The 18,354-nt window shown below is 44.7% G+C and carries 18 protein-coding genes; 14 read left to right on the forward strand and 4 right to left on the reverse strand.

Annotation, left to right across the window (positions count from 1 at the left end):
• Window positions 1–4 precede the first annotated feature (4 nt).
• The 6 genes from G511_RS0106840 (at window position 5) to hpaE (ending at window position 7,753) form a co-directional block, all read left to right on the forward strand.
• Window positions 5–2,767: a response regulator gene (locus G511_RS0106840; RefSeq protein ID WP_028468985.1), complete on the forward strand. Its 2,763-nt coding sequence runs from the start codon at window positions 5–7 to the stop codon at window positions 2,765–2,767.
• A 258-nt stretch (window positions 2,768–3,025) separates the two neighbouring features.
• Window positions 3,026–3,829, forward strand: a complete 804-nt coding sequence (gene hpaH, locus G511_RS0106845; RefSeq protein ID WP_028468986.1) for a 2-oxo-hept-4-ene-1,7-dioate hydratase — start codon at window positions 3,026–3,028, stop codon at window positions 3,827–3,829.
• Window positions 3,830–3,883: 54 nt separating this feature from the next.
• The gene (hpaI, locus tag G511_RS0106850) at window positions 3,884–4,690 is read left to right on the forward strand and encodes a 4-hydroxy-2-oxoheptanedioate aldolase (protein WP_028468987.1); all 807 of its coding nucleotides are present in this window, start codon (window positions 3,884–3,886) and stop codon (window positions 4,688–4,690) included.
• 37 nt (window positions 4,691–4,727) lie between these two features.
• The gene (locus G511_RS0106855) at window positions 4,728–5,393 is read left to right on the forward strand and encodes a fumarylacetoacetate hydrolase family protein (RefSeq protein WP_028468988.1); all 666 of its coding nucleotides are present in this window, start codon (window positions 4,728–4,730) and stop codon (window positions 5,391–5,393) included.
• A gap of 12 nt (window positions 5,394–5,405) precedes the next feature.
• On the forward strand, window positions 5,406–6,209 hold the full coding sequence (locus G511_RS0106860; RefSeq protein WP_028468989.1) for a fumarylacetoacetate hydrolase family protein: 804 nt from the start codon (window positions 5,406–5,408) through the stop codon (window positions 6,207–6,209).
• Window positions 6,210–6,229: 20 nt separating this feature from the next.
• Window positions 6,230–7,753, forward strand: coding sequence for a 5-carboxymethyl-2-hydroxymuconate semialdehyde dehydrogenase (gene hpaE / locus G511_RS0106865; protein WP_028468990.1), 1,524 nt, complete (start codon window positions 6,230–6,232; stop codon window positions 7,751–7,753).
• Window positions 7,754–7,890: 137 nt separating this feature from the next.
• Here hpaE and G511_RS0106870 read toward each other — a convergent pair whose 3' ends face one another.
• From G511_RS0106870 to G511_RS0106880, 3 genes are all read right to left on the reverse strand, one after another.
• Window positions 7,891–9,645, reverse strand: coding sequence for an ATP-dependent nuclease (locus tag G511_RS0106870; RefSeq protein ID WP_028468991.1), 1,755 nt, complete (start codon window positions 9,643–9,645; stop codon window positions 7,891–7,893).
• A gap of 67 nt (window positions 9,646–9,712) precedes the next feature.
• A complete protein-coding gene (locus G511_RS0106875) occupies window positions 9,713–10,414 on the reverse strand; it encodes a hypothetical protein (protein ID WP_036551550.1) in 702 nt (233 codons plus the stop codon).
• Window positions 10,415–10,516: 102 nt separating this feature from the next.
• Entirely contained in the window at window positions 10,517–10,879 is a 363-nt protein-coding gene (locus tag G511_RS0106880) for a hypothetical protein (protein WP_028468993.1), read from the reverse strand.
• A gap of 467 nt (window positions 10,880–11,346) precedes the next feature.
• Between G511_RS0106880 and G511_RS24815 the strand changes: the two genes are divergently transcribed.
• Window positions 11,347–11,469, forward strand: coding sequence for a hypothetical protein (locus G511_RS24815; protein WP_281170404.1), 123 nt, complete (start codon window positions 11,347–11,349; stop codon window positions 11,467–11,469).
• A gap of 103 nt (window positions 11,470–11,572) precedes the next feature.
• Here the strand turns inward: G511_RS24815 and G511_RS0106890 are convergent, their stop codons facing one another.
• Complete coding sequence (locus G511_RS0106890) at window positions 11,573–12,505, reverse strand: hydrogen peroxide-inducible genes activator (protein ID WP_028468994.1); 933 nt, start codon at window positions 12,503–12,505, stop codon at window positions 11,573–11,575.
• Between the two features lie 326 nt (window positions 12,506–12,831).
• Here G511_RS0106890 and G511_RS0106895 point away from each other — a divergent pair, with 326 nt between their 5' ends.
• Genes G511_RS0106895 through G511_RS0106925 form a run of 7 tightly spaced genes read left to right on the forward strand, consistent with a single transcriptional unit; the run spans window position 12,832 to window position 18,327 of the window.
• Window positions 12,832–13,308: a Na+/H+ antiporter subunit E gene (locus tag G511_RS0106895; RefSeq protein WP_028468995.1), complete on the forward strand. Its 477-nt coding sequence runs from the start codon at window positions 12,832–12,834 to the stop codon at window positions 13,306–13,308.
• Window positions 13,305–13,571, forward strand: a complete 267-nt coding sequence (locus tag G511_RS0106900; RefSeq protein WP_028468996.1) for an MrpF/PhaF family protein — start codon at window positions 13,305–13,307, stop codon at window positions 13,569–13,571. Before G511_RS0106895 ends, G511_RS0106900 begins: the two co-directional genes overlap by 4 nt.
• 23 nt (window positions 13,572–13,594) lie before the next feature.
• Entirely contained in the window at window positions 13,595–13,927 is a 333-nt protein-coding gene (mnhG, locus tag G511_RS0106905) for a monovalent cation/H(+) antiporter subunit G (protein WP_028468997.1), read from the forward strand.
• On the forward strand, window positions 13,927–14,913 hold the full coding sequence (locus G511_RS0106910) for a DUF4040 domain-containing protein (RefSeq protein WP_051221655.1): 987 nt from the start codon (window positions 13,927–13,929) through the stop codon (window positions 14,911–14,913). The genes mnhG and G511_RS0106910 overlap by 1 nt, the downstream gene beginning before the upstream one ends.
• Window positions 14,910–15,266, forward strand: a complete 357-nt coding sequence (locus G511_RS0106915) for a cation:proton antiporter subunit C (RefSeq protein ID WP_028468999.1) — start codon at window positions 14,910–14,912, stop codon at window positions 15,264–15,266. The genes G511_RS0106910 and G511_RS0106915 overlap by 4 nt, the downstream gene beginning before the upstream one ends.
• Window positions 15,266–16,831: a monovalent cation/H+ antiporter subunit D family protein gene (locus G511_RS22035; protein ID WP_036551553.1), complete on the forward strand. Its 1,566-nt coding sequence runs from the start codon at window positions 15,266–15,268 to the stop codon at window positions 16,829–16,831. Before G511_RS0106915 ends, G511_RS22035 begins: the two co-directional genes overlap by 1 nt.
• Window positions 16,828–18,327, forward strand: a complete 1,500-nt coding sequence (locus tag G511_RS0106925) for a monovalent cation/H+ antiporter subunit D family protein (protein WP_028469000.1) — start codon at window positions 16,828–16,830, stop codon at window positions 18,325–18,327. Before G511_RS22035 ends, G511_RS0106925 begins: the two co-directional genes overlap by 4 nt.
• The last annotated feature ends 27 nt before the right edge of the window (window positions 18,328–18,354 follow it).

An 18,354-nucleotide genomic window follows, 5' to 3' on the forward strand; every position in this document is an offset into this window, starting at 1 on the left:
TCGAGTGAATAAGCAAGTACTGCTGGTTGACGATGAAGCATCTGTTCTCGCATCTTTAGGGCGTATATTGCGCAAGGCTGGTATTACTTATGTCTCTGCGCAATCAGGAGAGGAGGCACTGGGGTTAATTCAACAACATCAGATTCTTGTCGTGATTTCAGACTACAGAATGCCAGGCATGACGGGGACAGAACTTCTTGCCAAGATCGAGGCTCAATTCCCTACGACTACTCGAATTATCCTGAGCGCTCATGCTGACTTTGATACCGTACTCCAAGCAGTACATAGTGGTGTTGTACATAAATTCTTAGCTAAACCTTGGTCAAATGAAGAGTTCTTAGAGCACATTCAATCGGCTCTACTTGCACAGACAGGGCAGCAGGCATCCAACCAAACCAACGATTTTGCAACAGACAAAGAAGGCTCGAGTACGTTAATTGACGATGAGGGCTCTTTAAGCGTTAGCGAGAAGAAGCTCAATGTTGTTTTAGATACAGTGATAGACGGCATGATTACGATTAACCGTGCTGGAGTCATTCTGTCTGTCAATCGAGCGCTTGAAAGCGTTTTTGGTTATTCGGCAGTTGAGTTGCTAGGGCAGAATATTTCAAAGTTGATGCCTGAACCTTACCGAAGTCAGCATGATCACTACCTTTCTCACTATCAAGGGCAGGAGAAGGGGGGGATTGTTGGCAATCGACGCCGCCTTGTTGGCCTTCGCAAAAATGGTGAAGTTTTTCCTATCGAGCTCAGTGTTAATCGTATGCAGATAGAGGGCGAAACCCAATTTTTGGGAATGATTCGTGATATCAGCCGTCGAGTGAGTGCAGAAAGAGAAAACCAGTTGTTAATTGAGGCACTAGAAAGCAGCCAAGATGGTTTTGCATTATTTGGTGCGGGTGATAAATTAATTCGTTGGAATAGGCAGTTCAAAGCATTGTACCAATCGTGTAGTGGTGTGCTTAAAGAGGGGGTTACTTACCGAGAATTTTTTAAGAACTGCATTAAGCATGGCCTGTTTCCCGATGCTCAAGAAAACCCTACGGCATGGTTAGCCGAGAGGGAGGTTGCTCACCATAACTTGCCGATGGTAACAGAGCTGCAATTAGAGGCGGGTAAATGGATTGAAATTCATGAAACGCGTAGCGAAAATGGCTCGGTCATTGTTACTCATCTTGATATCACGGCCTTAAAACAAACGCAGCTTTCACTAGAAGGTGCAGTAAAAAGCGCGGAGCACGCAAATGCAGCGAGAGGGCGCTTTCTTGCCATGATGAGCCACGAGATCCGCACCCCGTTAAATGGTGTCTTGGGTTTATTGCAGCTCATGCAAGATACCTCACTAACAACAAAGCAAAAGCTATATATAGAAACAGCGGCAGAATCTGGTCAAAGCCTACTTACTATTATTTCTGATATTTTAGATTTCTCAAAAATCGAAGCTGACAAGCTAGTACTACAACCAGTGGATTGTGAGCTGCCCCGTTTGCTGAAAGAGCTGGGGCAGTTATTTCATCTACGCGTGGAAGAAAAATCAATACAATTACACTGTGAAATGGATGTAACACTACCTGAGTGGGTTAATGTTGATGCTCAGCGTTTACGGCAAGTGCTGCTCAACTTATTGGGTAATGCGATAAAATTTACTGACTATGGTGAAGTACGCTTAAGTTTAACGTTAACTCAGCAAAACCGAATTCACTTTTCGGTCAGCGATACCGGCATTGGTATTCCGCTCAGTGAACAGCAAAAAATATTCTCCGAGTTTAGTACCGTTAAGCAAACGAAAAGTGACAAGGTTTATGAAGGTACGGGTTTAGGGCTGGCGATCAGTTATAAACTCGTGAACTTAATGGGAGGCGAGCTAGAGTTTGGCAGCGAACCGGAGAAAGGCAGTCAATTTTGGTTTGAAATACCACTAATAGAATGTGCAGCTCCCATTCAATCACCTGATCGTGCAATCTACGCCGATAAACTGCAAGGCCATGTGTTATTGGTGGATGACAGTGCCACCAACCGCTTAGTTGCAAAAGCGATGTTGGAATCAGCCGGTGTAACCGTCACGACAGCTGAAGATGGTTATCAAGCGATTGAATTATACCCAACGGCTAAATTTGACCTTATCCTGATGGACATATCTATGCCGGGTATCGATGGCCTAGAGGCGACGGCTCAGCTTAAACAACTACCACAATGGATGAACACTCCGGTGATTGCGGTCACCGCCTATGCTATGCCAGAAGATGAGCTGAGGTTTTTGGCTAATGGCATGTCTGACTATGTTGAGAAGCCGCTTGATAAAAACCGCTTGTTGCAGGTCAGCGGTCGTTACTTACCTTCATCACGCAGTTCGATACAAGAAGTGAGTGAAGCCAATAATGCACTTGCAGCAAAAAGGGAACGTAAGCCTGATAATTTGCTCAGCCTTATGTTCGACCCAAAAAAAATAGAACAGCTTGTAAAAGATACCTCTGAAGATATTTTGCCAGAGCTTTGCAAGATCTTTATTAATGATGCATCTGAGCGCTTAGATGAGTTGCAACAAGATAATCTTGATGTAAACCTTGACCTGAACATGGTTGAGCGACAACTCCATACCCTCGGTAGTAGTGCCGCACTCTACGGCTTAATACGCTTCAGTGAACAGGCGCGCTTGCTAGAGCAGCAATGCTTAGCAGAGTGCTCAGTGACAGCAGAGCTAGCGGCATTTGTAATGCTTGGAAGAGAAAGTCTAGAACTCCTAGAGAAGCACATTCAAGCGAGATAGCTTCAGAGGTTACCACTTAATTACAAGGCGACTTGGCTAGGTAAATATCAATTTTATAAGCATGCTCATGCTTACTTCGTTACGTCTTCCGCCATTCAATTAAGTCGGCTCGTTAAAATATAACTGGAAATTACTTAATATATTAATTATATTAACTTAACATGTTATGTATTAATTGTTGAACGTAGATGAAATACAGACACCAACAAAAGAACAAAGCTTCAATTAATAGAGCTTTGCAATGATGGAAGGGCTGTCATGTTAACTCCCCAACAGATTCAGAATGCAGCAGATCGTCTTTATAACGCGGAGAAACAGCGCCAACAGATTCCCGCGCTCACACTAGAGTATCCAGATATGACAATGGATGACTCTTATAAGATTCAAAAAGCATGGGTGGATCGCAAGATCGCTGAAGGGGCCTCTATAAAAGGCTACAAGATTGGCCTGACATCACGTGCCATGCAAATGGCCGTTAATATTGACCAGCCTGATTACGGTGTGCTGCTTGACGATATGTTCTTTGAAGATGGCGCGCAGATAAAAGCATCCGACTTTTTAGATCCACGCATCGAAGTTGAATTAGCCTTTGTCCTAAAAGATCGCTTAGAAGGCGACAATGTCACGATTTTTGATGTACTCAATGCCACTGATTATGTGGTTCCTGCCATCGAGTTAATCGCTGCGCGTTGTCACCGTACGGACCCTGATACGGGTTACACCCGTAAAGTATTGGATACCATTTCTGACAATGCGGCTAATGCCGGCATTATTCTTGGCGGACGCCCTGTAAAACCTATGGATATCGATCTGCGTTGGGCGGGAGCCTTATTGTATCTAAACGGCCAGATTGAAGAGACAGGTATTGCGGCTGGCGTATTGGGTCATCCTGCAAATGGTATCTGCTGGGTATGTAAGCGTTTTGCACCGCACGGTGTAGCGCTAGAGCCAGGCCAGGTTGTATTGGCAGGTTCGTTTACGCGTCCGATTCCAGTGAAAGCGGGAGATACGATTCATGCAGATTACGGCCCATTGGGCGGTATCTCCGTGAAGTTTGTTTAAGTGCGCTATGTACTGCATGTGTTGATTAACCAAGCATAGATAGAGATGAACGTGATGGAACTTCCAGTAAACAAATTTAAAAAAGCATTACAGGGCGATGAAACTCAGTGGGGCTTGTGGTTGGGGCTGCCGGATGCATCGTGTGCAGAGATAGTGGCAGGTTCTGGATTTGATTGGTTGCTGATCGACAGTGAGCATGCGCCTTTTGAGCTGGACTCAATCATGCGTCATCTTCAAGCGATCGCACCTTATGGCGTGCCTGCCATTGTGCGCCCAGAAGAGGGCCGTACAGCGTTACTAAAACGCTTGTTGGATATAGGTGCGCAGACCTTACTTATTCCGATGTGCGATACCGCCGAACAAGCCAAAGAGTTGGTCAAAGCCGTGAAATATCCGCCACAAGGTATCCGTGGTTTAGGAAGCTCTTTAGCGCGGGGAGCTAATTGGAACCGTGTTCCGGGCTACCTTCAAAAAGCCAATGATGAGATCTGCCTGATTGTGCAGGTAGAAACCGTAACCGCGATGAAAAACTTGAAAGAGATTGCCGCGGTTGAGGGTGTTGATGCTGTTTTTATCGGGCCTTCTGATCTATCGGCTTCAATGGGGCATATCGGTAACCCCGATCATCCAGAAGTGGTTGCCGCTATCGAGAATGGTTTACAGATTATCAATGATGCGGGTAAGGCGGGTGGTCTGCTGTGTATTAATCCAGCCAAAGCTCATGACTATGTTGAGAAGGGCGCTAAATTTGTTGGCATTGGAGTGGACACTCTATTGCTAGGTAATGCTGCAAAACAGTTGGCTGAAAGCTTTAAGTCGGGCGCTAATAAAGCAGACTCAAGCCAATCTAGCGGTTACTAACGGTATTTTCACAGATTACTTTTATAGGTTTTAAATCATGACAAACAATCCAATCGTTAAAGGTAAGTTGGTGTGTGTTGCGCTGAACGATGCGAGTCAGTTCGAAGCGATGCAGGCTGAATTTAATGAAGCACCTTATAAAAGTGCGCCAACTCAGCCAGTGCTTTACTTTAAGCCTCACAACACCTGGAGCACAGAAGGCGCGACTGTCGAATGGGCAGTGAGCGAAGGCCAGGCCGCTGATAGTATGGTTGTTGGTGCATCGTTGGCGGTTGTCTTTGGTAAAGAGTGTTGCCGTGTAAGCCAGGAAGAAGCGCTTAGCTATGTAGGCGGTTACTCTCTTGTTCATGATTTCTCTCTGCCTGAGCTGACGTACTACCGACCTGATATTAAAGGTAAGTGTCTTGATGGGAGTGCACCGACCGGCTCTGTTGTTGTACCTGCTTGTGATGTGGCAGATCCGCAAGCCCTGACAGTTGTAACCCAAGTTAATGGCGAGACTGTTAGCGAAATGCCTGTGTCTAATATGGTTCGCAGTGTTGCAGAACTTATCTCTACGATCTCTTACATCATGACGTTGCAACCGGGCGATGTGATCGCTGTAGGCTTTCCTGGCCAGCGTGCGCCAATCAAACAAGGTGACAAAGTAAGCTCTGCTATTGCAGGTGTAATCGAATTGAACAACGTCGCCGGCCGAGCTTAAGGGGAGAGAACGATGAAACATGCACGCGTATTATTTACAGGTGCCGGGCCACTTAACGGCCAAGAACTAGACGTAACAGTAGAAGACTCTTTTGCAACAACAGGCCAGCTTAAATCAAAAACTGATGGCCAGTTGATTAACGAATCAGATGTAAAGTGGTTAAGCCCAATTAAAGAGCCGGGCACTATTTTTGCGCTAGGGCTTAACTATGCTGACCATGCTCGCGAGCTAGCGTTTGAGCCACCAAAAGAGCCGCTAGTGTTCCTTAAGGGCGCTAATACGCTGACCGGGCATAAGCAGAACGCATATCGCCCCGATAATATTAAATTCCAGCACTATGAGTGCGAGCTGGTCGCCGTGATCGGTAAAGAAGGTAAAAACATCTCTCGTGAAGATGCGATGGATTACATCGCCGGTTATACCGTCTGTAACGATTTTGCGATCCGAGATTACCTAGAAAACTATTACCGTCCTAACCTACGTGTAAAAAGCCGTGACTCTTTGTTACCGGTTGGCCCATGGATCATTGATAAAGATGACGTAGGTGATATCTCAAGCCTGAAAGTAACAACCCATGTTAATGGCGAGTTAACTCAGGATGGAACCACAGCGGATATTATTTTTGATGTGCCATTCCTTGTTGAATACCTCAGCAAAATCATGACCCTAAAACCGGGCGACATGATAGCAACAGGTACTCCAGAAGGCCTAAAAGATATGCAGCCCGGCGACAAAGTGGTTTGTGAAATTGAAAAAATTGGTGCACTAGAAACATACATTGTTTCTGAGCAAGAATTTTACGGCGACAAATACTAAAACGAGCTAGGAGAGAAGAAATGAGCGAACAACTGCAACAAAACATCGCTAAAGCTGAAGGCTACTTAGCTCGTTTTAAAGAGAATACGCTGGGCCATTATATCAACGGCGAATGGACGTTAGGTACAGAGAGCAACACGTTTGATAACAGCACACCAACGGACCAGAGCTTTTTAGGTAAAGTGGTGCAGGGCAGTGCAGCCGATGTAAACGCTGCATGTGAAGCGGCAGCAGCGGCAGCAGCAGATTGGGCAGCGATGCCGGGCGCAGCACGTAAGAAAATCTTGCACAAACTAGGCGATGAGCTTGAAAAGCGTTCAGAAGAGATAGCCATGGTTGAGTCTATGGATTGCGGCCAGCCCATACGCTTTATGCGCCAAGCGGCGGTACGCGGTGCTGCTAACTTTCGCTTTTTTGCTGATAAAGCACCGGAAGCACGTAATGGTTTATCGCTTCATCAAGACCAACACACTAACTATACCGTGCGTAACCCCATTGGCCCTGTGGCGGTTATCACACCGTGGAACACGCCTTTCATGTTATCGACATGGAAGATTGCCCCAGCCCTTGCAGCAGGCTGTACCGTGGTACATAAACCGGCAGAGCTTAGCCCACTAACAGCTTCTATTTTGGCTGAATGTGCAGAAGCGGCAGGCTTGCCAAAAGGTGTGTGGAACATGGTGAATGGTTTCGGCACCGTGGTAGGTAAAGCACTAACAGAGCATCCTGCTATTAAAGCAGTAGCGCTAGTAGGTGACTCTGCCACAGGTAAAAAAATCCAAGCGCAAACGGCTAGTACGCTTAAACGTTTGCACCTAGAGCTGGGTGGAAAAAACCCCGTTATCGTATTTGATGATGCTGATTTTGACCGTGCGCTAGATGCTGTTGTGTTTATGATTTACAGCCTAAACGGCCAGCGCTGCACCAGCTCAAGTCGTTTATTGGTGCAAAGTGGCATTAAAGACAAGTTCTTAACGGCGCTTAAAGCACGCGTTGCCAACCTTAAAGTAGGCCACTCACTAGACCCTGCAACGGAAGTTGGCCCTCTAGTGCATACCGGCCATTACGACAAAGTAACAAGCTACTTTGATATCGCAAAACAAGATGGAGCAACGGTTGCTGTCGGTGGTAAGTCTCTACGCGATGAGATGGGCCCAGGTAACTATGTGACGCCAACCTTGTTTGTAGAAGCCAAAAATAGCATGCGTATTGCGCAAGAAGAGATTTTTGGCCCTGTGCTAACAGCGATTGAGTTTGATACCGAAGAGCAGGCTATTGCCTTAGCGAATGACACTATCTATGGCCTTGCCGGTTATATTTGGACAAGCAACACAGGCTGCGCAATGCGTATGGCTGATAAAGTCGAAGCGGGTATGTTGTGGGTTAACTCTGAAAACAACCGTAACCTGCCATCACCGTTTGGTGGTGTGAAAATGTCGGGTATTGGCCGAGATGGTGGCGATTGGAGTTTTGACTTTTACATGGAAACCAAAAACGTGTGTATCGCACATGATCTGCACAGCGTACCTGTACTAGGGCGTTAAAGCTGAATATTGAGTTCTGAATAGCTATCGCAAGATAGCTTTATAACCACAGCGGGTATTTGTAACCCTGCTGTGGTTTTTGTTTTTGATAGCTTACAAAATTAATTATTTTGTTTTTAACAACTTGCTAGTACTCTTTAAAACGGTTCTTCGACAATTTCTTCTAAGTGTTCTTGCGTAAAATCAGTTTCATATGCTTTATCGCCAGCAACCTGTTTCAAAAAGTTAACTATGCTCTTATCTTCATCATCAATATTTAAAGTTTGCGCGAATTCATATGCTGACAATGGCTTGCCTTTATCAGGATCGTGAGAGTAGTCGTGACTGTGTTCAAAATTTCTCACTGATACGTATCGTTTGACCGATGCACCTGTAAATTTTGCGGTTACCATTGCATCCCAGATTCTTGAGTTTAATGTCCAAGCACTATTAGCTTTGGGATCACCATTTTTCTTCAATCTGCGCTCACCATCTGTATACAGATACCTTTCATCTGAATCATGTATTACGTGTTGGTTAATTCTAAAGTGGCTGAGCACTTCAATAAAAAAAGGAATATTGTTCTTTGTTCCTGTATTTAAAACAAACAAATCACTGTCCGGATAATGTTCATAAATTAAACCTCTAAGAACGATTGCTTCAGTATCACCTTCGACCAAGATAACTTCATCAGAGAAAAATGTTTCACAGATATGAGGATTAAAGCGGTTAAGCATTAATACTTTATCTTTGGTTTCTTCATCTTTGGAAAAGACATTATCACCAGCTTGATAGATGATAGTTTCACCGTTTTCTTTTTTAACAAATCGAGCTAATGAAGTATGTTCTCTGCTCATGTCTATTAGTTGAGGATCATGAGATACACAAATTATTTGATAATCATCTTGTTCAGCAATCTGATATAGCGTATTTCTAAACTTCCGTTTATTACTTGGATGCAGATATAACTCAGGCTCTTCGAATAAAATAATATGTTTTTCACCATCTTTAGTGTCTTTGAATAATGACAGTATATTAATAATTGCTTGCCTAATTAATCCGTGACCATGTAAATCAAATTGTCTATCCACTATAGATGGAGGTGAATCTCCATCTATTAGTTCTTCAGCTGCTGCAACAGCTTCAGCTAACCGAACTTCATCATCTTTTTTTTCACCAATGGTGATGCTAAAGTCTTTTTCAAAAGCTTTACTTAAATCAGCTTCTTTGTATGGTGTAGATTGGATATTTAACTGTAGATCAGGAAAGGTCTCTCCAAAATAACGGTTAGCTTTTTGACTTATTTCGCCGAGGTAACCTTCATTCTCAACTTTCTCTTGAAGTGATTTAATTGCTGTAAGTGCGTTACCGTATTCTTCTTTATGATTTTTTCTTAGTTCCTTCAGAAGCTTATTTTTTATTTCCTTCTCAAGCCAGTCGGTTAAAGACTTAACACTCGGCATTGCTTCAATATAAATAATATTAGGTGTCGCATTTGTGAGTATGGGTTCTAATCCACCAAAACCACCTGTAATGAAATCTCCCTCTTCAATACTATAAGTCATTTTGGTAGCAACTGTATCAACTCCAGACCATACTTTTCGAAATCTAACTAAACTATCGAGATCTACCCACTTGTCCAAGCCTTTTCTAGCAAAATTATCCACATCAGTAGCTTCTTTAAGAAAAGTAGCCTCAATTACTATTTTCTTAGTCACATCTTGTTCATTGAAATCAGTTATTAGAGATTTTTGAGTAGGTGCTGTAAAATAGCGGTATGCATGTAGTACGCTAGACTTTCCAATATTATTTTTCCCGAATATAAAAACTATATTATTATCTTTAAATTCGATTATATTTTCTTCACCATTTATAGCTCGGAAATTGTTTATTTTTAAGGAAACAAGTTTCATATAATATCCTTATACTTGAAATTGACGAAAATTTAGATAGGGTGCTAACGCCGAGTTTTTGAGCATCCTAATTGACGTGCTTGTTAGAGCTATCATGACCTGAGATTCCATGCTCCGCCCTAATTCTTTTATGCCGTAGTTTCAATGCGACCTGCATAGCTGTCATTACAAGCATTACTGAGACCAGAATAAGCAGCATAGGGAAAATAGTTTCTGTTACTTTTCCAAATAGTGAGGAGGGCTCAAAGCTACTTTTTATGAAGGAAAACATCGTCGCAAATGCAGCGATAGTACCTAGTGTCATCGACAATAAGCTCGTCATCTTTTCTTTGTACTCAACCCGTGCGACAAACACCTCTCTATCCTCTGCTTGAAGTTTAGTTTCTTCTAACACATCTGGAATCAGTGTTTTCAACGACTCGCAGTACTCCTTTTTTGCAATAGAGGAAATAAAGCTAGAATCCATGATTTCTTTTATTAGCTCTTCTACTATTTGAGTAGTACCGTGTAACCTTTCTGGCTCTAATTTGTATTTTCTAGCTGTAGCATTCTTCAAAGCATCTATAACTTCAGCAGACGGGAGACTATCTTCTGATATATCTGGTCGAATTGCGTAGAGAATCTCTTTGTTTCCCGCCGAAATATTTATTGCTAGTTCTCGAAGGTCTTTCTTGGAAAAAAGCGCCCGTGTTAGCCAAGCTACTATAAGTCCACTGAGAACACCGCCCCCAATTCCGATTACCCATCCGTTGTTTAGCAAATCTTCCATAGTTATTCTCTTAATGTGTTCTACCGCCGCCGTAACGGGCCGAAGCTGAGTAGGTCCGAGCACAACATAGTTGGGCTGAATGTTGGCGGCTTTGTTAGGGGGTTACTGATAACCACAGTGATTCAATGAGTTTTTCATGCGGCGGGTAAGGTTGTTTATCTCGTCATCCATACTAGATACTCTGGAATTGTATTCTTCTACTTTCCAGTTGTAATTATTTCTACGACTTTCACAGCCGTCTTGCATTAAGTCATATATTTCCGGGTAGTTTAGGCAGTTTTCATAGTCATTTTTCAAGCTGTCTAGAGACGATTTAATTGACTGTATGTCAGACGCAACACTCCCTGCACTCCTAGCTTGCCTGCTTACTCTGGTTAACTCGCTCTCGCATGAATACCAATCTACCGCCAGCGACTGATTACTTAACAGGAATAACAAGATTGGTGTAATGAATTTATATGTCATCGCAATTCCTTTTGATACCTCACATTTTTATGCACGTAAACGCGCAGACTGCTTAAAGCGCATTACTGTGGAGAGGATTGATAAATAAAGATTATTTGACTGCATCTGTCATTTTCCTCCGTTGAAAATAAGCATGTGCTTTTGATGATATTAGCTTGCGTAGTATCTTACCTGCGCTCTTCCTTATCTATTTGATAGTGCACAACTTCCTTCTAAAATGCCAGCACAAACCCTGCATAAATGAGAGGCCATTAGTGGCAAAACAGGTACGTAATCAGAGCAAGTGAAAATACACGGTATAAACGCCCATAAAATCGAGCTTGTACCACAGCTTATTTAAGGTGCCAAAAAGCAACGGCCAATCAGCCCAACTCAAAAACTACTTAGCTTGTTAAGTAAATTGAATTACTGTATATCTTATAATTTTCACAGGGTCGGTATTGCCCATAACGTTAGAAGAGATTGCTATGACATTTGAACTTAAAGATTCTTCTTTGTTAAAAGCTCAAGCTTTTATTAATGGCGAGTGGGTAACCGGTGATAAAGGCGAGACTTTTGCGGTAACCGATCCGGCCACTGGCGAGAAATAGCAGATGTAGCCAGTGTGGGTGCTGTTGAAACAAAGCGCGCAATAGAAGCGGCACTCTAAGAGTAATAAACGGTTCGATAGTTTTTTTGATAAACACTGTCTGTTCAAAAACTTAATTTGGCATCAGATAGATTGGTTTTCACTAATGAGCGTATCAGCTCTGCTAATTCCCTGTAAAAACTACGGTTTGGTGAGTTCTGTCGCCATGCCAGTACATGGGTGCGGTACAGATTCAGGTTTTCAATATCCCTGACGATCAACCCTTGGGGTTGGTGAATTTCAGAATAGATATAAAGCGAGGGTAAGAAAGTTAATCCCATCTGCATGATCACCATTTGCCGCAGGGCATCCAGGCTACTACCCTCGTAATCCCTGGCAATAGTAGCACCCAGTTCGGAACACAGAAGTTCCATCTGCTGGTAGCTACTGTACTGTTTTTCCAGTGTCAGTATGTTCTGACCATTCAGATGATGGGATCTGACTCTTTCCAGCTTAGCCAGTGGATGATCTTCTGGTGTAATCAGTTTAAGTGGTTCATCGAATAGTACCTCAGTGGTCAGGCGAGGGTTGCTAAATGGGCGTGGAATCAGTACCAAGTCCAGTCGCCCCTCAAGCAGGTCAAGCTCTAATGCTTTAGGTGTGTTCTCCCTTACAAAGAGTTTAAGGGATGCATAGGTTTGATGTAATCCCGGTAAAATATGCGGCAGGAGGTAGGGGCCGACGGTGGGTGATACCCCCATACGGAAGATACCTCCAGGTCCATGATTAATCATCGCAGCCTGATCCAGAAGGCCATTCATTTCCTCAAGAACCTGACGGGCGTTTGCCAGTAAATCTCTGCCTGCCGGGGTTAGGGTAGCCCCGCTGCGGCTACGTTCAATTAAGGTCAGATTTAAGGATTTTTCCAGGTTATAGATCTGAGCTGTCAGAGTTGGCTGACTGATTTTCAGTTGCTCTGCAGCGCTACGGAAAGTAGTGGATTCGGCCAGGCGAACAAAGTATTCCAGCTGTTTTATCGTCGGTTTTTCCAGAGCCATAATTGTAAATCCTCAGGAGTGAAATATCACATTGATAGGATTATCCTATCAATAAAATTAAATAATCTCTATTGAGCTATCAGCTGTAGCATCGCAATATTAAACCCAATATTTGCTCTGGGATTATGAAAAAGTCGCAATGGATAAAAGATTAAAGGCCTTCTGAAGTTCCAGAGAGCATTTTTCACGAATGATAAAAGCCTGTTTCGCTGGTAGTCACTGATAGTGAACTGTCATTAAAAAGGGGCGCCTGAAGGCCTTTAAGGTCGGTTACCCTTACTGGACAAAACAAGAAAAGTTTCGGGAATAAAGTGGAGCGATATTACATGCATATTGTTAAGTGGGCGGTAGTACTTTCAATATTCTGGTTGTTGCTTTCCGGCTTCATCGAACCGTTATTACTGAGTTTCGGTGTCATATCCGTGGTTATCGTGCTGTTCATCTTAAAGCGTATGGATAGAGCCGAAAACGAGCCCGGGCAGATCGGTACAAGTATTCGACTGATCCGGTATACCCCCTGGCTGATCGGGCAGGTTTTCAGTTCTGCTATCCATGTCACGAAACTGATCTGGGGCTCACCTGATAAGGTTTCGCCTGCCATCGCTAAAATCAACGTAAAAGACGTTCCTGCAAGCAGCCGTGTGCTTTATGCAAACTCAATAACCCTGACTCCAGGCACATTGAGTGTGGACCTGGATGAGAATGAAGTGACCGTTCATGCTCTCCACAGATCGTCAATCGAAGAACTGCAAGAAGGTCAGATGGAAAAGAAAATTACCGGTATCTGGGGCGAAAACAAATGACGGATATTCTGGCAGCAGCCTGCATAGCTATTCTGGTGGTCATGGCAATCGCGCTGGCCAGAGCATTTAAGGCACCTACGGTTTACGACCGGGTACTTGGCGTAAATATGTTCGGCACCAAGACCGTTCTGTTTATCGCCGCTAGCGGATTTCTGATGGGCCGACCAGATTTTCTGGATATCGCCATAGTCTACGCGTTGATTAATTTTATTGGGATGGTCGCGGTACTTCGATTCTTCGAATATACCTCACCCATTGAATAACAACTGAGTATAAGTGATAAGCCATGGATTTCCTGGATATTGTCAGCAGCATACTGCTTCTCGCAGGGGTGTTTTTTGGATTGAGCGGCGCTGTCGGGCTGTTCCGGTTCCCGGATTTTTTTACCCGGATACATGCAGCCAGTGTTACTGATTCCATCGCCGCTATCCTGATTATCGGCGGTTTGTTGTTACAAACCTCATTTGATCTGAATACGGCTAAGCTCGTGTTTATTCTTCTGTTTCTGCTGGTTACCAGCCCGACGGCTTCTCATGCCCTGGCAAAATCTGCCCGTCATGGTGGACTACTGACGTTGGCAGAATCCAGCCCGCAAGATAAACAGGAGAGTGCTAAGTAATGGCTGAGTTTATTGATTTGGTGTTGCTGGCAATGCTGGCAATGCTGGCACTCACCGCCTTACGGATCATCTTCTTAAAAGACCTGTTTGCCGTGGTAATGTTGTTCGGTATCTACAGTTTCCTGTCCGCTTTGATATTTCTGAACCTTGATGCGGTTGACGTTGCCTTTACTGAAGCTTCAGTTGGTGCGGGTATCTCTACCGTTCTGATGCTTGTAACCCTGGCGATGACTGGCCGCAAAGAGAAACAGAGTACGCACTCCTCGCTATTGCCGCTATTTGTTGTTCTGGTTACGGGTGCTGCGTTAATTTATGGCACCCTCGATATGCCTCCTTTCGGACATCCCGACAATCCAGTGCATCAACATGTTGCACCTCGTTATATTGAGGAATCCCCGAAAGAAGTTGGCTTACCTAATATGGTTACATCGGTGTTAGCGAGTTACCGCGGCTTCGATACGCTGGGTGAAACGGTCGTAGTATTTTCTGCTGTCATTGGTGTTCTCTCACTGTTGGGAGTAAGACGTAAGAAGAAAAAAGACCTTGAATCGGGTTTGGAAACTCACAGGGTTCTGCATGTGGTTGCTAAAAACATTATTCCTCTGGTGATCCTCTTTGCCTTATACGTACAGTTCCATGGAGATTTCGGCCCGGGCGGAGGTTTCCAGGCCGGTGTAATTGCAGCTGCTGCATTTATTCTATATGCCCTCGTCCTCGGACTACCTAAGGCGTTTGCCGTGGTAGGGCCCAGATTCTTACAGTGGATGGCCGCTGCAGGTGTATTGCTCTATGCCAGTGTTGGTCTGTATAGCATGTACAAGGGCGGTCAATTCCTTGATTACAACCAACTCGCCGCAGACCCGATAGCTGGTCAGCACTACGGCATCATCATTATTGAGCTGGGTGTCGGTATTACAGTGTTTGCGGTCATGCTGAATATTTTCTATGCCTTTGGCAGTCAGGCTGAGAGGTCAAACGTCCAATGAGCTTTATTCTCGATTACTACAACTACTGGATCGTCGTCTTTCTGATGATGGCCGGTTTTTATATTGTTATCTCCGCTAACAACCTGGTTAAGAAGATTGTAGGTCTGAATATTTTTCAAACCTCTGTTTTCATGCTCTATATATCGATGGGCAAGGTTACCGGGGGCACGGCACCTATCGTGGCGGAAGGGGTCACTCAATACTCTAACCCTCTACCTCACGTGCTTATTCTTACAGCCATTGTTGTGGGTGTTGCCACGACAGCGGTGGGTCTAGCACTGGTTGTCCGAATCAAACGAGCTTATGGCACTGTTGAGGAGAACGAATTTGATAATAAGGATGATGTTATCTGATGCTTGAACAACATTTAGCAGCGCTTCCTATTATTCTGCCCCTGATTGCTGCGCCAATAGCACTTATCCTGGGGCGTTCAGTGCTTTCCTGGGGCTTTGCAACCCTGGTCAGTGGCCTGGCATTTCTGCTGTCCTGGCAACTGTTGTCAGCGGCACTGTCTGAAGGTGTAATCAGCTACGCAGTCGGCGGTTGGGCGCCTCCTTGGGGTATTGAGTTAAGAGTCGATGCTGCCAATGCCTTTGTCCTGTTGGCGGTAACTGCTATCTCCACTCTGGTGCTGGTTTATTCGAAACACAGCATCGAAAAAGAGGTGAAAGCTACCAATCATACTCTTTTCTACACCGCACACTTATTATGCCTGGCGGGCCTTTCAGGCATACTGATAACAGGTGATGCGTTTAACTTGTTTGTATTCCTGGAAATCTCTTCCCTGGCAACCTACACCTTAGTGAGTCTGGCTTCAGACAGGCGTTGTCTTACCGCAGCATTCCGTTATCTGGTAATGGGTACAATCGGTGCGACCTTTATTCTGATCGGTGTTGGCTTGCTGTATATGAAAACCGGCACCCTGAATATGCTGGACCTGGCAGAAAGAATCGACCTTTACGATAGCAGTCGTACGATTAACACCGGGCTCGCGTTTATTATGGTAGGTGTCAGCATCAAGCTTGCACTATTTCCACTGCATATGTGGTTACCACCGGCATATACCCATGCGCCTTCGGCCGTGTCAGCTTTCCTGGCCAGTACCGCTACAAAGGTTGCTGTCTATGTGATGATCCGTTTTATCTTTACGGTGTTCGGCATTGACCATGTGTTTGTTGATATGGGGATGGGCATTATCCTGATGGTGCTTGCCGTTGTTGCTATCTTCAAATGCTCCTATATGGCAACCGTACAAAGCAACGTTAAAACCGTTCTTGCCTACAGTAGTGTTGCGCAGATTGGCTATATGATTCTTGGGCTTAGCCTGGTCAGTGTATCCGGTCTCATGGCCAGTATGATCCATATCTTTAACCATGCGCTGATGAAGGGTGCTCTGTTTATGGCTGTGGGTGCAGTGTTTTATCGCGTTGGCTCTGTCGAGATCAAAGACTTTGCCGGATTAGGCCGGAAAATGCCTTTGACGATGGCGGCGTTTACCATTGCAGGTCTGAGTATTATTGGTGTGCCGCTTACCGTAGGCTTTGTCAGTAAATGGTACCTAGTTTCAGCAGCGCTAGAACAGGATCAATGGCTTGTGGCTGCGTTTGTTTTGGTCGGTTCACTCTTTGCGGTTATGTATATTGGCCGGGTTATTGAAGCTGCTTACTTTCAAAAGCTTCCTGAATCACGGAGTTCAGAAGATATTAAAGAGGTTTCATGGCTGATGCTGGTTCCTATGTGGGTTCTTGTTATTGCCAACATCTACTTCGGTATTGATACCAGCCTGACAACCGAAGCGGCGAACAGCGCTTCAGAATGGCTTTTTCAAACTAACAATATGTTAGAAAACAAGGTGATGGAAGGTGAAGTGTTGGAAGGCCATGCTATAGAAGAAAAGGCGCAGGAGGTTTCTTCATGAATCTCTGGCAAGCGCTGGAACCTGCACAGTTAATTACATTATCTATCTGTGTCCCATTTGTTGGTGCGCTGCTTGTAATCGTAACGGGGAAAATACCGAACCTGCGTGAAGCTGTGACACTGATAACGGCGGCAATACTGTTCAGTATTGTTCTGGCAATTACCGATTATACTTTCCTGGGAACAACGCTTGAGCTGGATGTGATTGAACTGTTTCCTGGGCTTGGCATCAGCTTTAATGTTGAGCCATTAGGTGTTCTGTTTGCTCTGGTGGCTAGTTTTCTGTGGATTGTCACCAGCATATACGCCATCGGATATATGCGGGGCCATAATGAAATAAATCAGACACGCTTCTTCTGCTGCTTTGCTCTGTCAATCAGTTCTGTCATGGGTATCTGCTTTTCAGGGAATCTGCTGACGCTGTTCATTTTCTATGAAGTGCTAACCCTCTCCACTTATCCTTTGGTAACACATGCAGGCAACGATGCGGCGAAGCAGGGGGGGCGTGTCTACCTGGGTATTCTTCTGAGTACCTCAATCGTATTCTTACTATTCGCGATACTTGGCACTTATGCTCTGACTGGAACGCTGGATTTTCGTGCTGGCGGTATTTTTGATGACTCACATAACAAGGTCGTTCTCAGTGTCCTGCTGGTTTTGTTCTGCTACGGTGTTGGTAAAGCGGCTATTATGCCTTTCCATCGCTGGTTACCCGCTGCGATGGTTGCACCTACTCCGGTAAGTGCCTTATTACACGCCGTTGCTGTCGTAAAAGCCGGCGTATTCAGTATTCTGAAAATCGTTATCTATATCTTTGGTATTGAAGGTCTGAAGGATCTGGCGACAACCGATATCATGTTGTATATCGGTGCAGCGACAATAGTGCTGTCATCCTGTATCGCCATGAGCAAGGATAATCTGAAGGCACGGCTGGCCTATTCAACTGTGAGCCAGCTTAGTTATATCGTGGTAGGTGCGCTGCTCGCTTCTTCGATCGCCAGTGCCGGTGCTGCCTTGCACATCGCTACGCATGCGGTTGGGAAGATCACGCTGTTCTTCTGTGCCGGTGCCATTATGGTCGCCAGCCATAAGAAAAACATAAGCGATATGGCTGGTCTGGGTCGCAAAATGCCCATTACGTTTGCTGCGTTTACTGTCGGTGCTATCAGTATTATCGGTTTACCGCCTATGGCGGGCACATGGAGTAAATGGTATCTCGCCATTGGTGCACTAGAAACGGATAAATTCATTATTGTGGCGGTACTGATGGTGAGCTCTTTATTGAACATAGCTTACCTGTTACCGATTCCTATCAAGGCCTTCTTTAGTAAACCTGCTGAAGGTGCAAAGCCATGGCGCTGGTCGCAGACTAAGGAAGCGCCGCTACCGATTCTGATTGCCCTGATCGTCACTTCGGGCTGTTGCCTGGCAATGTTCTTCTATCTTCAGCCCTTGGTTGACCTCATTAATCTGATTCCGGGAGTCTCAACCAAATGACAGTCTCAACCGATATGAGCGCTTCAA

The sequence above is a fragment of the Neptunomonas japonica DSM 18939 genome (assembly GCF_000422765.1).
In the GTDB taxonomy this organism is placed as follows: Bacteria; Pseudomonadota; Gammaproteobacteria; order Pseudomonadales; family Balneatricaceae; genus Neptunomonas; species Neptunomonas japonica.

Excerpts from the sequence above, each read along its gene's own strand:
- hpaH (WP_028468986.1), top strand. The coding sequence starts at position 3,026 with ATGTTAACTCCCCAACAGATTCAGAATGCAGCAGATCGTCTTTATAAC.
- hpaI (WP_028468987.1), top strand. The coding sequence starts at position 3,884 with ATGGAACTTCCAGTAAACAAATTTAAAAAAGCATTACAGGGCGATGAA.
- G511_RS0106855 (WP_028468988.1), top strand. The coding sequence starts at position 4,728 with ATGACAAACAATCCAATCGTTAAAGGTAAGTTGGTGTGTGTTGCGCTG.
- G511_RS0106860 (WP_028468989.1), top strand. The coding sequence starts at position 5,406 with ATGAAACATGCACGCGTATTATTTACAGGTGCCGGGCCACTTAACGGC.
- hpaE (WP_028468990.1), top strand. The coding sequence starts at position 6,230 with ATGAGCGAACAACTGCAACAAAACATCGCTAAAGCTGAAGGCTACTTA.
- G511_RS0106870 (WP_028468991.1), bottom strand. The coding sequence starts at position 9,645 with ATGAAACTTGTTTCCTTAAAAATAAACAATTTCCGAGCTATAAATGGT.
- G511_RS0106875 (WP_036551550.1), bottom strand. The coding sequence starts at position 10,414 with ATGGAAGATTTGCTAAACAACGGATGGGTAATCGGAATTGGGGGCGGT.
- G511_RS0106880 (WP_028468993.1), bottom strand. The coding sequence starts at position 10,879 with ATGACATATAAATTCATTACACCAATCTTGTTATTCCTGTTAAGTAAT.
- G511_RS24815 (WP_281170404.1), top strand. The coding sequence starts at position 11,347 with ATGACATTTGAACTTAAAGATTCTTCTTTGTTAAAAGCTCAAGCTTTT.
- G511_RS0106890 (WP_028468994.1), bottom strand. The coding sequence starts at position 12,505 with ATGGCTCTGGAAAAACCGACGATAAAACAGCTGGAATACTTTGTTCGC.
- G511_RS0106895 (WP_028468995.1), top strand. The coding sequence starts at position 12,832 with ATGCATATTGTTAAGTGGGCGGTAGTACTTTCAATATTCTGGTTGTTG.
- G511_RS0106900 (WP_028468996.1), top strand. The coding sequence starts at position 13,305 with ATGACGGATATTCTGGCAGCAGCCTGCATAGCTATTCTGGTGGTCATG.
- mnhG (WP_028468997.1), top strand. The coding sequence starts at position 13,595 with ATGGATTTCCTGGATATTGTCAGCAGCATACTGCTTCTCGCAGGGGTG.
- G511_RS0106910 (WP_051221655.1), top strand. The coding sequence starts at position 13,927 with ATGGCTGAGTTTATTGATTTGGTGTTGCTGGCAATGCTGGCAATGCTG.
- G511_RS0106915 (WP_028468999.1), top strand. The coding sequence starts at position 14,910 with ATGAGCTTTATTCTCGATTACTACAACTACTGGATCGTCGTCTTTCTG.
- G511_RS22035 (WP_036551553.1), top strand. The coding sequence starts at position 15,266 with ATGCTTGAACAACATTTAGCAGCGCTTCCTATTATTCTGCCCCTGATT.
- G511_RS0106925 (WP_028469000.1), top strand. The coding sequence starts at position 16,828 with ATGAATCTCTGGCAAGCGCTGGAACCTGCACAGTTAATTACATTATCT.